This window comes from Nakamurella panacisegetis (assembly GCF_900104535.1).
Classification (GTDB): Bacteria; Actinomycetota; Actinomycetes; order Mycobacteriales; family Nakamurellaceae; genus Nakamurella; species Nakamurella panacisegetis.
In genome coordinates this window covers 3820312-3834375 of sequence record NZ_LT629710.1, presented here as the reverse complement: position 1 = coordinate 3834375, position 14064 = coordinate 3820312, and the positions used below count along the sequence as shown (strand labels likewise).

Below are 14064 nucleotides of genomic sequence, written 5' to 3'. Positions count from 1 at the left end.
CCGCACCCTGCCGTGTACGGCGGTGGCCAGGTCCGTGCCGCCTGACCTTGTGACCTGAACGGGCCGTGACCATACGATGTTTCGGGCCGCCTGGCGGCCGGTTGCTTGAGCCAGGACAGGGCGCTCATGAAGGTGCTCGATCGGTCAGCGCAGCAGCGCGAAGGTGGCGCGCACGTCGTTGACCAGAACCTCGGGCTGTTCGAGGGCGAAGAAGTGCCCGCCGTCCGTGGGTTCATTGAAGAAGATGACGTCGGCGTAGCGTCGCTCAAGTTGCCGACGGGACCGTCGAACCGCTTCTTTCGGCGGCATGGTGAATCCGACCGGGGTCGTGATCGGGTCCTCGATCCGGGCCGGGGATGACCACCCCGACTGGTTCATCTCCCAGTACAGGCGCGCCGCACTGGGGCCTGAGTTCGGCAGCCAGTAGAGCATGATGTCGTCGAGCATCTCGTCCAGGGTGAAGGAGCCTTCCGCGTCGCCCGGTGTTCCGCAGGTGTCCTGGAACATCCCGTAGATCCAGGCCGCGAGCCCTACCGGTGAGTCCGCGAGAGAATAGCCGATGGTCTGCGGACGGGTCTGTTGTTCCTTCGCGTAGCCGGAGAGGTTGTCCCAGAAGTCTTTCGCATCCGCGAGAGCGGCGCGCTCTTGGGTGGTGGCGTCCTGGATCTCGTCCGGGGTGGGGCCGAACATGGCGAAGTTCAGGTGTGAGCCGATGAACCCGGCTGGTGTGAGTTTCGCGATCTCGTCGGTCACCGCGCAGCCGAGGTCGCCCCCTTGAGCGCCCCATCGGTCGTAACCGAGACGGTCCATCAGCGTGATCCATGCGCGGGCGATTCGCGGGATGCCCCAGCCGGTCTCGGCAGGCTTGGCGGAGAATCCGAACCCGGGAAGGTTCGGGATGACCAGATGGAACGCTTGACGAGGGTCACCACCGTGCGCGGCGGGGTTGCTGAGAGGACCGATCACTTTGCGGAACTCCAGCACCGAACCGGGCCAGCCGTGCGTGAGGATCAACGGAAGGGCGTCGGCCTCGGGCGAGCGGACGTGGAGGAAGTCGATGTCCAGGCCGTCGATCGTGGTCCGACTCTGACCCCAGCCGTTCAACTCGGCCTCCACTGCGCGCCAGTCGTAGTCCTGGCGCCAGTGGTCGGTGAGAGCCTTCAGCTTCGCCACCGTCGGTCCCTGGCTGGTGTCAGCGACCGTCGAGCCCTCCGGCCAGCGAATATTGTCCAGGCGGCTTCTCAGATCAACGATCTGTTCATCGGTCACCTGCGTGGTGATGGGGGTGATCTGCGTGCCCATGGATAAGTGCCTCTCTCTTTGTTCGCGAGTCCACATCGGCGGGTCGTGCTGGGTCGACGCCGGCCAGTACCGTACGATACGGTATCGTACACATGCCGGAGAGGAGAGGTTTCTTGTCAGATGCAGCCACCAGAGCGGTTCCCGCGGGATCGCCGTTGCGGGGGGCCGCACGTGAGCAGGCCATTCTCGATGCGGTGATCGAGCTGATCGGAGAGGTCGGCTACGAAAAGGTCACGATCGACGCGATCGCAGCTCGAGCCCGATCCTCGAAAACGACCATGTACCGTCGCTGGGCCGGCAAGGCTGGAATCGTCGCAGACGCACTCAGCAGGCGGGCCCAAGGAAGCGAACCCGAGGTTCCCGACACCGGGTCCCTCCGACAGGACCTCCTGGCGACCGTGCGGCAGATCGCGCAGACCCTCGTCGGACGCCAGGGACCGTCACTGATCGGGCTGCTCGAAGCAATCCGGGACGACGCCACACTTCGCGACCTCATCGGCTCCCAAGTCACCGAACGGAGCCACAGCGTCGGGCGCACCATCTGCGCCCGGGCCAGATCGCGAGGCGAGAAGGTCGATGTCCACCGATCCGATGTCGTACTCGAACTCGCGTTTGCGCAGGTCTTCACCGAGACGCTGTTCCACGGCGGCGTTCCCGACGCTCCTGTCCTGGAACGCCTTGTCGACCACGTGCTCCTGCCACTACTGCAGCGCTCGGTCTGAGCAATCTGCGGCCGCGGCCCGGTTCAGCCCGGCGGTGCGCACCCCGAATGCCCCCTACCGGTACAGGTTCGGTCACGGGTGAGCGTCGCGGTCGGCGCCGGCCAATTGCCGGACGACGTCGCGGGGAACGCGTACTCCGCGGGTGCGAAGGTCAGCGATGAAACAGGCGGACAGCGGATCCGGCTGCGCCGGCGTCACCGCGATGAGCTGCCTGACCCACCGGGGCGAGAACGACCGAATACTGGCCGGGAGGCCAGCGCTCACCGCGCTGACCGGCGTGATCGACAGGCCCATCCCAGCGGCGGCCAGTTGCGGCGCAGCCGTGGTGATCGAGGTTCTCATCACCGGTTCGGGCCGCACCCCCGCCTCCGCCAGTGAGCGGTCCAACCAGTCGCGCAGTCCGTTGTCCGGTGCGAAGTGCACCAGGGCAACACCATCGAGCTCCTGCAGACGTACATCGCCCGGCCGGGCCAGACGGTGATCGACCGGTGCCGTCAGGACAATTTCCTCCTCGGCGATCCTGCTGGTCACGTAGCCCGACGGGACCGGCGCGGGCAGCAGCCCGATGTCCACCGCCCCACTGTCGATGAAGCCGAGCAACTCGGCCAGCACGGCGGACTCGCGCAGGCTGACCACGACGTGCGGGCGCCGGCGGTGCCAGTCGCGCAGGACCGGCGCGACGAGCGGCACGGTGAGGCTCTGGGCGCACGCCACGCGCAGGGTTCCACCCGTGCCGTCACCGACCGCGCGGGCCGAGAGCACCGCCGACGCAGCCGCTTCGAGCGTTCGACGGGCGTGCGGGATGGCCGCGTTGCCGGCGGGGGTCAGGCTCACCCCGCGCGGCCGGCGATTGAACAGCGGGGTCCGTGTCTCCCGTTCCAGCTCGGCCAGTTGATGTGAGACGGCAGGTTGGGTCAGGTGCAGCAGTCGCGCGGCTTCGGTGATCGATCCGCAGTCGGCGACAGCGACCAGACACTCGAGCGCACGGATGGATGCCATGCACTGAACTTATGGCATGGCTCAGAACTATGAATCCTGCGATGGGAAGCTCTGGCCGCGGCAGGGTGCTGAACCACCTGGGGCGCCCGAGCCGGGCCCTCGCACACAACGCACATCAGGAGGTTCGACATGGCGCACGTCTTCGTGACGGGTGGGTCAGGATTCATCGGGCAGGTACTCATTCGTCGGCTGGTCGACAACGGGCACGACGTAAGAGCTCTCGTCCGGAGCGAGACGGCCGCAGCCACGGTCGCGGCCCTGGGAGCAACGCCCGTGCCGGGGGTGCTGACCGAGCCCGACACCTGGCGCGACGCGGTGTCAGGCAGCCAGGTGCTGTTCCACCTCGCGGCCGAGACCAACCTCGACGCCGACCTCGCGAGACACCGACTGGTGACCGTCGACGGGACCAGGGCCGCACTGGAAGTCGCACGAGAGGCCAAGGTTCCCCGCTTCGTGAACTGTGGCAGCGAGGCCGCACTGCTTGCCGGCGATCCCTTGGTCGATCTCGACGAGACCGCACCGCTGCGACCGGACTCGCCTGCACCGTACTGCGCGGCCAAGGCGCAGGCCGAGACCATCGTGCTGGACGCGAATACTGAAGACTTCACCACGGTCTCGATCCGTCCCCGATTCGTCTGGGGTGCCGGGAGCCCCGTGACCGACGGTTTCGCCGCCATCGCAGCGGCCGGGCAATTCGCGTGGATCGACGGAGGCCGTCACACGACCGATATCACCTTCGTCGACAACGCCGTCGAGGGCTTGCTCCTGGGTTGGCAGCACGGCAAGCCGGGCCAGGCTTACTTCGTCACCGACCAGGAACCCGTCGAGTTCCGCGAGTTCATGCAGGCCGTATTCGACATCTACGACGTCGACACTCCTATCCCAGACATCGATCTCGACACCGCAGCCGAAGTCGTTCCGGTGCCCGCCCGCTGGTTCATCGGGCAGACCTGCACTCTGCGCACCGACAAGGCGGTCAACGACCTCGGCTACCGACCCATCGTTTCCCGGGCAGCAGCACTGGACACGCTGCGTCGGTCCCGACACCCCGAGGCCACATCCGCTGGTCGCTGAAGAAGCAGCCGAGAAGGAGCGCCACCGTGCGACCTGCCGAATTCGACCACCCGTCCGTGACCAACCAGTCCACGCTGGCCACGCCTGATGACTGCCGCCGTTGTCGCGGACCCGATGGAGCAGAAACCAGGGAGCTGCTGACCGCAGGTCATCAGTGTTTTGCCGGATCAGGAAGTCCATCCACCGGACCGGGCTGGACGAGGTGTCCACGCCGATCGGTCGTCGTGACCGATCGTGGCAGGGAACGGTTTCGCCCGGCGATCGACCTGCTCATCGCCCTGACGGGAATGCGAGTGCGCGAAGCGCGGCCCACGATGCCGGCCAACCGATCTCGCTCTGTGCGATCGCCGGCAACTCACTGACTCCACGCTGGAACTCTGACGGACGGGACGTGCTGCGGCCGTGACGCTCGCACGCCCGTGCTTCCGCCATCGGGCTGAGCAGATACCCCACCGTCATCTTTGCGGTCACCGACAGTTGGCCGGGCTCTGGGCTTCCGGGGTCCTCGCAGGGCCTCCCCACAGTGTGACGCGCCCGCTTACGGTCGAGCCATGGATATCACCTCTCGTTCGGTTTTCATGGTTGGCGGTACCTCGGGGATCGGCCTGGAACTAGCTCGTCGGTTCCGGGCCGCCGGCAGCGCCGTCGTCGTCGGCGGGCGGCGCGCCGACCTGCTCGTGCAACTCGCCGACGAAGGTCTCGGCACGGTCGAGATCGACGTCACCGACGCGGACTCCGTCATCACTGCGCGCGATGAAGTGCTGCGTATTCTTCCCGGCCTTGACACGGTCATCACCATGGCCGGCATCGGCCGCCCCGAAGACCTCCGCGACCCGGCCCACTTCACCACGACCGAAACGACCATCGCGATCAATCTCCTGGGCACCATCCGGGCCATCGACGCGTTCACCCCGCACCTACTGGAACGCGGGCGGGGCACGATTATCACCGTCAGCTCCGGGATCGGATTCCTCCCGTTCCCGCTGATGGCCACATATGGCGCGACCAAGGCGGCCATCCACGCCTACAGCGAGGCGTTGCGTGCCCAGCTGGCCGGTACCGGGGTCGACGTCGCTGAGCTCGTGCCGCCGGCGGTGGCGACGCATATGGGGTCAGGCAATCCACACGCCCTTGCCCTGGACGCCTACGGCGCGGAAGTCATGGGCCTGCTCGCCCAGGACCCGACGCCCCACGAGATCCTCGTGCAGGGTGTGCTCATGCATCGCTGGGCCGAGCGCGATGGCACCTATGCCGATCTCGTGGCACAGCGCTCGCAGGCCCTGGCGATGCTGCCCGGCCGGTCACCGGCCTAACGTGTTGGTATGACCGCCGACATCGAGGCGAATCGGCTCGGAGCGTACCTGCGGGCCCGTCGCGGGCTTGTCTCTCCGCAGCAGGCCGGCATCCCGTCCGGCGGGGTCCGACGGGTACCCGGCCTACGCCGCGAAGAGGTCGCGATGCTCGCGGGCATGAGCGCCGACTACTACCTCCGGCTGGAACGTGGCCGCGACGCCCATCCCTCCACTCAGGTCCTCGACGCGCTGGCGCGCGTGCTGTGCCTCGACGACGTCGAGCGGGACTACCTGCACGGTCTCGTCACGCCGCACACGCGGCGGCGTCGCCGGACTCCCGAGCGGGTTCCGGCCCGGCTGCACCAACTGCTGGCTGCCGTCGGAGTGCCCGCGTTCGTCGAAGGGCGGGCGTTCGACGTGCTCGCAGCCAACGAGATGGCAATAGCCCTATCGCCACGGCTGCGACCTGGCGAGAACCGGCTCCGCTCGCTGCTTCTGGACCCTGAGGAGCAGGTCTTCCACAAGGACTGGGAGGCGTCCTCGGCCCACTTCATCGCCGCGTTCCGAGAGTCGGTCGGTGACAACGTCGGCGATCCTCGGTTCATCGAACTCGTCGGCGAGCTCTCACTGGCCAGCGGTCGGTTCCGGGAGCAGTGGGCCCGTCATGACGTGCGGGCGCTGACCGGCGGCACAACCACGGTGAACCATCCGGTGGTCGGCGAACTCCACCTGCACCGTGACAAGCTTCCCACCGAAGGATTGTTGCTGGTGCTGTACTACGCCGATGCGGGCAGCGAGAGCGCCGAGAAGCTCGCACTCCTTTCGTCCCTCGTCGAGCCTCGAAGGACAATCTGATCGCCCACCTCGTTGGCGCACAGAGCACCTCGTTGGCGCACCGAGCACCGTGAGCAACGCAGTCGAGGCATCCAGACGAGCCGGGAGCTTGTGCTCGTTGGCCATGAGGTCCTGCGTGAGGGAAGCCACAGATCGCCGGAACGAGGCGACTTCGGAATTCCTGTTGCTTCCGGTGGTTGACAGTTGAAGGCGCAGCGCGGCCCTCACATCTTCGACCATCACCACAAGGAGGGTCACCAATGGCCAGTTCCACATTCTCGACCTCGACCTCTACAAATTTCGACGACCGGCCCGCCAAGCTGACCCATATCGGCGGCACCTTCATCTTGCTGCTCGGGGCGCTGACCGCGATCGGACCGTTCACCATCGACATGTATCTGGCGGCGTTTCCTCAGATCACCACCGATCTGGGCACCCGGCCGGCGGCCGTGCAGCTCACCATCACCGCCACCCTGATCGGACTGGCTCTGGGGCAACTGTTGCTCGGGTCGGTCGCGGACGCCATCGGCCGGCGCAAACCGATGCTCACCGGCCTCGGCCTGTACATCATCGCGTCCGTTGGCATCGTCTTCGTCACTTCTGTCCAGCTGCTCACGGCGCTGCGGTTCCTGCAGGGACTCGGTGCAGCCGCCGGGATGGTGCTGTCCATGGCGATCGTCCGTGACCGATTCGAAGGCATCCAGGTCGGCAAGGCCATCGCCCGGCTCATGCTGGTCGTCGGCGTCTCACCCTGCGTGGCACCCCTCGTCGGTGCCCAATTCCTGCGCCTGGGTTCCTGGCGGGACATGTTCATCGCCCTGGCCGCAGTCGCCCTGGCCCTCCAGCTGGTCGCGATCTTCATGCTGCGTGAGTCCTTGCCCACGCACCTGCGCCGGTCCGGTGGCGTCGTGGCGGCCGTCCGGTCCTACGGCGCGCTCCTGCGCAATCCGATGTTCCTGGGTCTGGCCCTGCTCAGCGGATTCACCATGGCCTCTCTGTTCACCTACGTCTCCTCCGCCAGCTTCGTCTTCCAAGAAGGATTCGGGCTGTCAGCAACACAGTTCGCCATCATTTTCGCCGCCGGCGGGGTCACTTTCACCGCCGGGACTCAGCTCAACGGCCTTTTACTGGGCCGGGTAGCGCCCGAACAGATCCTGCGTGGAGCGGTTCTCGGAGCCCTGGTCATCACCGCGACAATGGTCATCACCTCGGTGATCGGGCTAGGGGTCTGGCCGCTCATTCTGCTGCTGGTCGGGAACATGCTGGCCGTTGGCCTGCTGCTGCCGGCCATCAGCGCGGTCGCCCTCGATCGCAACGCCCACCGAGCCGGCAGCGCCGCCGCCCTGATCGGTGCCACACAGTTCGGGATCGGCGCCGCGACCGCACCCCTCACCGGGCTGTTCCCGGAAGGATCGCCAACCGCCATGGCCTCCGTCATGCTCGCTGCGACCATGGTCGTCGTGGCCATCATGTTCACGATTCGACCCGCTATGCGCCGCACCACCACCCGAGAACGCAGCCTCGCCCGCTCGAAAACCCTGTGAGCAGGCCGAGAACGCCGAGATTTCGACGGACACCCGCTGGTATCCCACCGGCCACCGCGGCCGCGAACCCGGAGGTCACGACCTCCTCCCTGGCCCGCTCCCCCGGCGCGCGCTCTTGCTTTCGAGCCTCATGATCACCTAATGTAGTCAGCAGATCACGCACAGTGGATCACAGTCCGCGACGACAACACCGGAATCGCGTGCGACAACAGAGCGCTGAAGAGGATTCCGATGTATCACCGCACCGACCCGGCCAAGCGTCGACCGCGTGTCGGGCGCCGGCTGACCGCGGTGCTGGCCACGATGACCGCCATGCTGTTGGTGACCACGGCTCTCGCGCCGCTGGAGCGGGCCGTGGCCGCGGCCTCCACGGCGTCGCCCCGGATGGTCGGTGTTACGTTGCCCGGCGCTCCGACGGACCTCACCGCGCTCAACGCCCTCACTGTGGAACTCGGCCGCAAGCCCACCACCGTGATGTGGTACCAACAGTGGGCCGGACAGCCCTCGTTTCCGACCCAGGGCGTCCGCCAGGTCGCGGCCTGGGGAGCGACGCCGGAAATCACCTGGGAGCCGTGGGATCCCTCCGCCGGCATCAACCAGCCCTCCTACAGTCTCGCCCGGATTTCCTCCGGCGCATTCGACAGCTACCTCAACCAGTGGGCGAAGGCCGCTCGCCAGTGGGGCTACCCGCTCCGATTGCGGTTCGCCCACGAGATGAACGGCACCTGGTACCCGTGGGCCGAGAGCGTCAACGGCAACGCTCCGGGCTCATATGTCAAGGCGTGGAACCACCTTCGGGAGGTCTTCGCCAAGCAGGGCGCGACCAACGTGAGCTGGATCTGGTCCCCGAATGTCTCTTACGCCGGGAGCACCCCACTCTCGGAGCTGTTTCCCGGCGCCGCCAATGTCGATGAGGTGGCGCTCGACGGCTACAACTGGTCGACCCTGCAGTCCTGGTCGACATGGACCAGCTTCGCCGACGTCTTCAACTCCAGCCTGGGTGAACTGCGCCAGTTGAGCTCACTCCCCATCAGCATCGGCGAGGTCGGGACTCCCGAGATCGGCGGCGACAAGGCGCAATGGATCACCGACATGTGGAGCACTCTCGCCGCAGCGCCGGACATTCGCGGATTGGTGTGGTTCGACTTCAACAAGGAAGCCGACTGGCGAATCGACAGCTCCAGCGCGTCCGCGTCAGCCTTCAGCACCGGTATGACGCCCTACCTCAACGGTCCGGCCTGACACTTCTGGTGAGGGTGACTCTCGTTCGGGTCACCGCAGCACCGGAGGCCTGGGTGGGGTCGGTCGGACGATTCCGTCGGTGGGTGCGGGCAACGCGGCGCCGTCGAGGGTGCTCAGCGCGGGCATGAGCTGGTTCAGCGGTCCGGGCCAGGGCGCCGGTGCGATCGGCGTCGGCGTGGGAGTCGGCGCGGTCGGTTGGACGATCGCCGTCCCGGGGATCGGGGGTACGGGCCGGGTGAGAGTGGAGTCGACCCGGCCGACCATGGTCGGAGCGCCATCGACGCGGGCGACACCCATCGGCGGCAGGCCGAGCACGTCGATGATGGTCTTCGGGATCGAGGCGTGGGAGTGCCACTGCGGATCGATTCCCTGGGCGACCTTGCCCCCGAACATGAGCAACGGGATCCGGGACCCGCCGATCGCAGTGAAGCCGTCCGGGTGCAGGGCATCTGGCAACGTCTCGATGACGGGTGCCGGAACGGAGTCAGCGTAACCGCCCCAGTCGTCCCAGGTCAGTATGAAGGTCGTGTTGTCCCAGCCGCCACCGTCGATGACGGCCTGAATCCGGTCCCAGACCAGGTTCTCTCCCTTGGTGACATACGTCGGGTTGCTCGTGGCGGGCGGATGTTCGTCGAAGCCGGCTGGACTCCAGACATAGCAGATCTGCGGCAGAGTCCCTGCTTTGGCCATCGGGATGAACTCGGCCGGACGGTGAACGTGGGTGTTGCCCGGGGTGGTGACCAAGGATGTGTAGAACTTGGTCGGGTAGCCGCTCTGGTCCGGAAACGCGGCCCACGACACACCGGCGGCGTCGGCGGTGGTGAAGATCGAGGGAAGGTTCCAGACTGGGGCGGTTCCGACGAAGGGCGGATTCTTGAAAGTGGGCGTCTGCCCGCCGATGGCCAGCATGTGTCCGGGGGTGGAGTTCGTCCCGGCCCCGAAGTGGTGATCACTGAAGGTGAATTCCTTGGCCAGACAGCTGTACAACGGGATGACGGTGTCGTTGTCGATCTGCGCCTGCAGCGCCGGGTAGTCGCCCATGGCGTAGTGCACCCAGGCGTTACGGTCGTGCGGTTGGTCGAAGTTGGGTGGGGCGGGCAGCAGGTTGCCGTGGTTGGCAACCGCGGCCCCCCACTGCGCCATGGTCGGGAAGTAGAAGTCGGGCGTCTTGTTCTCCTGGAGGAAGACGACGACACGGTGTCCGGGGATCGCCGTCACGGGAACTCCTTCTCATCCAGTGGCCCGCGGTGTGCGGGTCGCCCCGGTACCGGCTCCGGGTACGTACCCACCCCGGCACCGACAGTCCACCGGAATCGGTCAGGCCGCGCGGCCGGTCAGCTGTTCACCAGCGCCTTCCTCGGCGATACCGCACGTGGGGTTGAGTTCTTCTTCAGGTGTCCGCCCCCGCTCTTGGTTGAGTCGAAGACCTTTGTGTCATAGGCCATGTGGCCGACCATGTTGGCGAACGTCTTTGACATCCAGGTCAGCACGGCGGGGTCGTTGTTGCCGATGTTGTCGCACCAGCGGAATGGATTGTCCACGCAGCCACCGTCGTCACCCGGCACGGTGCCCTCGAAGTTGCCCTGGTAGCCACCGAAGAGCGCGACATCCGAGGCAAGCTTGCAGCAGTCCTGGCCGGTGAGGACGCCGCTGGCCGGGATTCCGGCCTGCTGGAACACGAAGGCATCGGTGCCGTCGGCGGAGAACAGGATGTGGTTCTTACCGATCGAGTTGAGGTAGTCGATCCCGTAGTCGCGACCGATCGCCGACGGAGCCCAGATACTCGGCGACATCGGAGTCCCGGGGGTCCGTCCGAACAGATTGACCCCGTCTTTCGGGTCAAGGACGCCCGCGACGTAGTTCGGCGTACCCAGGACGTCAGCATCCAGGTCGAACTTGATCTTCGCCAACTCGCTCGCGGCAAGGTTGCTGACGTAGTAGTTCGAACCGAGCAGCCCGAGTTCCTCGCCTCCGAACCAGATGAAGCGCAGTTTGTTGCGGGTGTTGGTGTTCTTCAATTGCTGCGCAATGTCGAGGATCGCCGCCGACCCGGAGGCATTGTCGAGCATGCCGGCTCCATAAATGGCATCGAGATGAGCGTCGATGACCAGGATGTTGTTCGGGTCACCGCCCCTCGAGTCGGCGATGACATTCCAATCGGATCGGTTCGGGTCGTCGATGAGCTTGACGTCGACGGTGAGTACCGGGGCTGAACCCGGCACGTACTGCGCCAGGAGTTGGGTACCTACGGCATAGGACGTGAACAGGACCGGAATCTGCTCCGTGCCCGCAAGCGAGCCGTTGAAGAGGCTGGTTCGACCGGGGTTACCCTCGTTGAAGATGATGGCTGCCGAGGCACCGGCGGCCTCAGCGTTCGCCACCTTCTGGGCAAAGGTGCAGGTGCCGCGCTGGATCAGAGCGATGTTGCCCGGAACGAACCCGGCGAAGTCGGAGGCCTGGCAGCCACTGGCGGAGCTGGGAGCGGGCGTCGCCGGGACCACGATCCCGCCGGCGGGTTGCACCTTCGCGGTGGTCGAACCGGCAACGTGTGCAGGGTTGAAGTCTGTACCGAGCCCGAAAGAATGCCCCGTCGACTCGTCCCGCATCACCGGCGTTCCGACGAAGCTGAAGTAGTGAAATTTGTACTCCTGCAGTGTTACGCGGTAGCCGGCTGCTCTCATCACGCGGGCCACGTAGTCGGCCGAGGCCTTGTACCCGGGCTCCCCCGAATTACGGGACGGATGGCCGTCGGGACCTGGATTTGCATCCGCAATCTGCTGAAACTTGACCATATGAGCCCAGAGGTCGCCTTTGGTGACGCAGGCGACCAACTTCTCCGGGGTGTTGTTGACCCGGTGCGCACACGCGGTCGGGTTGGCGTCGTTCGAGGTTGCCGCGGAGGCACTCGAGGCGGAAATGGGCAGACCGACGGCCACCGTCAGCGTGGCGACGGTGGCCAGCGCCATCCGCCATCCTCGACGTCGTCCAATTCCTGGGCTCATCGTGATGCTCCCTCGCTGACGGAGATCCCGTCGACGTCATTGTCGACGGGGCCCTCGGATGCTACTACCGCTGCACATATTCCGACATACGGCCGAATGGGCGCACATCCCCATCCCGGCACCGCGGTCGCGCCAATTCATGGTGCAGTTCGACGAGGCACGATGCCCACCGCGAGACGATCGTTCGACCTTCGTCGGCGGGCCGGGTCAGGCCGCTTGTCGTTGTGGCCCGCCAAGATGGGTGCGCTGGAAATCAGTGTCGTACTTCAGCCCCAGGGCCATCGCCCGGTCCAGGCCGATGTGGGCGAGCCACAACAAGCCGATCGCCAGAATCAGCGGGTGATGCCATTCCAGAGCAGCCAGGCACATCAGGATCGGCAGGCCCTGCGAATGCGCGAAGTTGTAGGCAGGCAGCACCCATTCGCGTGCCGCCCACGTAGCCGATCATCAACAGATCGGGGGTCAGAATCAGTACGGCGAGCCACCACGATTGGTGGGTCGCTCCGAAGAGAAGGAGCGCGGCCAGCAATTCGACCACGGCCTCGCTCCGCAGCCACCGCAGGGGCTTTCCGGTCACGGCCGGATCGCTGTCCGGATTGGGCACGGCGCGCACGCTAACCATCCTTCGTGGTCGCCGGCCAAGACTTGAAGGTCTGGGCCAGGGCGGCGATGACGCGCTCGAAGCTGCGGTCGACATCGGTGGGGAGCCCGAAGCCGCCGGCTCGTTCGAGGCTGACGAAACCATGCAGAGTGGCACGCAGGGCCCGGACCGCATCGATCGCGTCATCGCCGGTCAGGCGGTAGTCGGCCAGTCCGGCCAGCGCGATGTTGAGAATCGCATTGCTCGCCTTCACATCCTCCTCGTCGGCTGGCTCGGGAGCGCGGACCGTCGCCGCGTACCGGCCGGGGTGGGCCTTGGCCCAGTTCCGGGCGGCGTCGAACATCGCCGTGAGTGCCTGCGCGCCGGCCTTTCCGGCCGCCGCCCGGGCAAAGACGTCCGCCAACTCGTTCTTGGCACGGATGGACAGCAGGCGCCGCAGTGCATCAATCCCGGCGACATGCTTGTACAGACTGGGCATCCGTACGCCGAGGCGAGGTGCGATGGCGGCCAGCGTCAGGTTGGGCAGACCCACCTCGTCGGCGACCGCTTCGGCCTCCTCGACCACCCGAAGTGTCGTCAGTCCGGCCCTAGGCACGACGCACACCGCTGATGAAGGTCTGGATCGCCGGAGCGACCAGATCCGGTCGCTGGGCCTGTGGGTAGTGACCCGACTCGGGCACCATCAGGACCGTGCCTTTGAGCTGGTCGGCGATCCACTGGGCCTCCACCGCGGGGTCGGGGAAGTCCGGGTCGGCCTCGCCCATGATCACCAGCGTGGGGGCGGTCACCGATCTGAGGGCGTCGGCGGCGGCGTCATGGCTGGTGTGAGTCGTGAGTGAGAACGCCTTGGCATGACCTGGCTTCCTCATCGCGGCCGAGACATCGGCGCGGTACTGCGCGAAGTCATCCGGCTTCCGGCCGGCGTACAACTTCGGCAGGTAGGCATTCCAGGACAAGCGCGCCCACAGCGGCGCCATCAGGATCCGGAACTCGAGGCGCTGCAGGGCCGACGCCGCGGCCGGCCGAACGAACGGGCCGACCAGGACAAGCCCCGCGACCAGTTCAGGTCGAGCGGCCGCGACCAGCACCGCCGACCCGGCGGCCAGGGAGTTGCCGACGACGAAGGCCGGTCCGCCCAGCTTCTCGATCAGTGCCGTCACATCGCCGGCAGTGGCCTCGTCGCCGTAGCCGTCGAACTCGGCGCTGCTGTCACCGTGACCGCGCAGATCCATCGACGCCACCCGGTATCCGGCGGCAACCAGGACGGGCGCCAGGAAGCGGTAGCTCGACCGCAACTCCCCCATCCCCGGGACACACACAACGAGCGGCCCGTCGCCGTCGACCTCGTACGCCACGTCTCCGTCCGGACGAGTGAGGATGCCGATCTCCGTGCCGCTACTCATGCTGTTGCTCATGTCGGATCCGTTCTCCATCTGTTGGTGCTGATCTCAC

Annotated in this window: 13 protein-coding genes and 1 pseudogene; 6 read left to right on the top strand and 8 right to left on the bottom strand. The window is 66.4% G+C overall.

The annotated features are described in order from the left end of the window. Positions 1 to 144: 144 nt before the first annotated feature. Entirely contained in the window at positions 145 to 1338 is a 1194-nt protein-coding gene (locus BLS97_RS17240; RefSeq protein WP_231988159.1) for an epoxide hydrolase family protein, read from the bottom strand. A 77-nt stretch (positions 1339 to 1415) separates the two neighbouring features. Between BLS97_RS17240 and BLS97_RS17235 the strand changes: the two genes are divergently transcribed. Next, the gene (locus tag BLS97_RS17235; protein WP_172832295.1) at positions 1416 to 2024 is read left to right on the top strand and encodes a TetR/AcrR family transcriptional regulator; all 609 of its coding nucleotides are present in this window, start codon (positions 1416 to 1418) and stop codon (positions 2022 to 2024) included. A gap of 72 nt (positions 2025 to 2096) precedes the next feature. Here BLS97_RS17235 and BLS97_RS17230 read toward each other — a convergent pair whose 3' ends face one another. Continuing rightward, complete coding sequence (locus BLS97_RS17230) at positions 2097 to 3023, bottom strand: LysR family transcriptional regulator (protein WP_090478141.1); 927 nt, start codon at positions 3021 to 3023, stop codon at positions 2097 to 2099. 129 nt (positions 3024 to 3152) lie between these two features. On the opposite strand from BLS97_RS17230, the gene BLS97_RS17225 reads away from it, so the two are divergent. The 5 genes from BLS97_RS17225 (at position 3153) to BLS97_RS17205 (ending at position 9009) form a co-directional block, all read left to right on the top strand. Next, complete coding sequence (locus BLS97_RS17225) at positions 3153 to 4097, top strand: NAD-dependent epimerase/dehydratase family protein (RefSeq protein WP_090478136.1); 945 nt, start codon at positions 3153 to 3155, stop codon at positions 4095 to 4097. A 551-nt stretch (positions 4098 to 4648) separates the two neighbouring features. Beyond that, entirely contained in the window at positions 4649 to 5410 is a 762-nt protein-coding gene (locus tag BLS97_RS17220) for an SDR family oxidoreductase (RefSeq protein WP_090478132.1), read from the top strand. Between the two features lie 9 nt (positions 5411 to 5419). After that, positions 5420 to 6244, top strand: coding sequence for a helix-turn-helix transcriptional regulator (locus tag BLS97_RS17215; RefSeq protein ID WP_090478129.1), 825 nt, complete (start codon positions 5420 to 5422; stop codon positions 6242 to 6244). A 239-nt stretch (positions 6245 to 6483) separates the two neighbouring features. Continuing rightward, complete coding sequence (locus BLS97_RS17210; RefSeq protein WP_090478124.1) at positions 6484 to 7767, top strand: multidrug effflux MFS transporter; 1284 nt, start codon at positions 6484 to 6486, stop codon at positions 7765 to 7767. A gap of 231 nt (positions 7768 to 7998) precedes the next feature. Continuing rightward, positions 7999 to 9009: a glycoside hydrolase family 26 protein gene (locus BLS97_RS17205; RefSeq protein WP_090478120.1), complete on the top strand. Its 1011-nt coding sequence runs from the start codon at positions 7999 to 8001 to the stop codon at positions 9007 to 9009. 30 nt (positions 9010 to 9039) lie between these two features. Here BLS97_RS17205 and BLS97_RS17200 read toward each other — a convergent pair whose 3' ends face one another. From BLS97_RS17200 to BLS97_RS17180, 6 genes and pseudogenes are all read right to left on the bottom strand, one after another. Continuing rightward, positions 9040 to 10227, bottom strand: coding sequence for an alkaline phosphatase family protein (locus BLS97_RS17200; RefSeq protein ID WP_090478117.1), 1188 nt, complete (start codon positions 10225 to 10227; stop codon positions 9040 to 9042). Between the two features lie 116 nt (positions 10228 to 10343). Then, positions 10344 to 11975 (bottom strand): M28 family peptidase, encoded by a 1632-nt coding sequence (locus BLS97_RS17195; RefSeq protein ID WP_172832294.1) that lies wholly within the window; start codon positions 11973 to 11975, stop codon positions 10344 to 10346. A 243-nt stretch (positions 11976 to 12218) separates the two neighbouring features. Then, positions 12219 to 12428 carry a DUF4260 family protein gene (locus tag BLS97_RS23920; protein ID WP_231988158.1) on the bottom strand — a complete coding sequence of 70 codons (210 nt, stop codon included), beginning with the start codon at positions 12426 to 12428 and terminating at the stop codon, positions 12219 to 12221. Between the two features lie 52 nt (positions 12429 to 12480). Next, a pseudogene (locus BLS97_RS24545) lies at positions 12481 to 12633 on the bottom strand (hypothetical protein); the annotation flags it as partial. Next, positions 12626 to 13207: a TetR/AcrR family transcriptional regulator gene (locus BLS97_RS17185; protein WP_090478110.1), complete on the bottom strand. Its 582-nt coding sequence runs from the start codon at positions 13205 to 13207 to the stop codon at positions 12626 to 12628. The gene BLS97_RS17185 and the pseudogene BLS97_RS24545, both read right to left, overlap by 8 nt. Next, complete coding sequence (locus BLS97_RS17180) at positions 13200 to 14027, bottom strand: alpha/beta fold hydrolase (RefSeq protein WP_090482513.1); 828 nt, start codon at positions 14025 to 14027, stop codon at positions 13200 to 13202. The genes BLS97_RS17185 and BLS97_RS17180 overlap by 8 nt, the downstream gene beginning before the upstream one ends. Positions 14028 to 14064 lie beyond the last annotated feature (37 nt).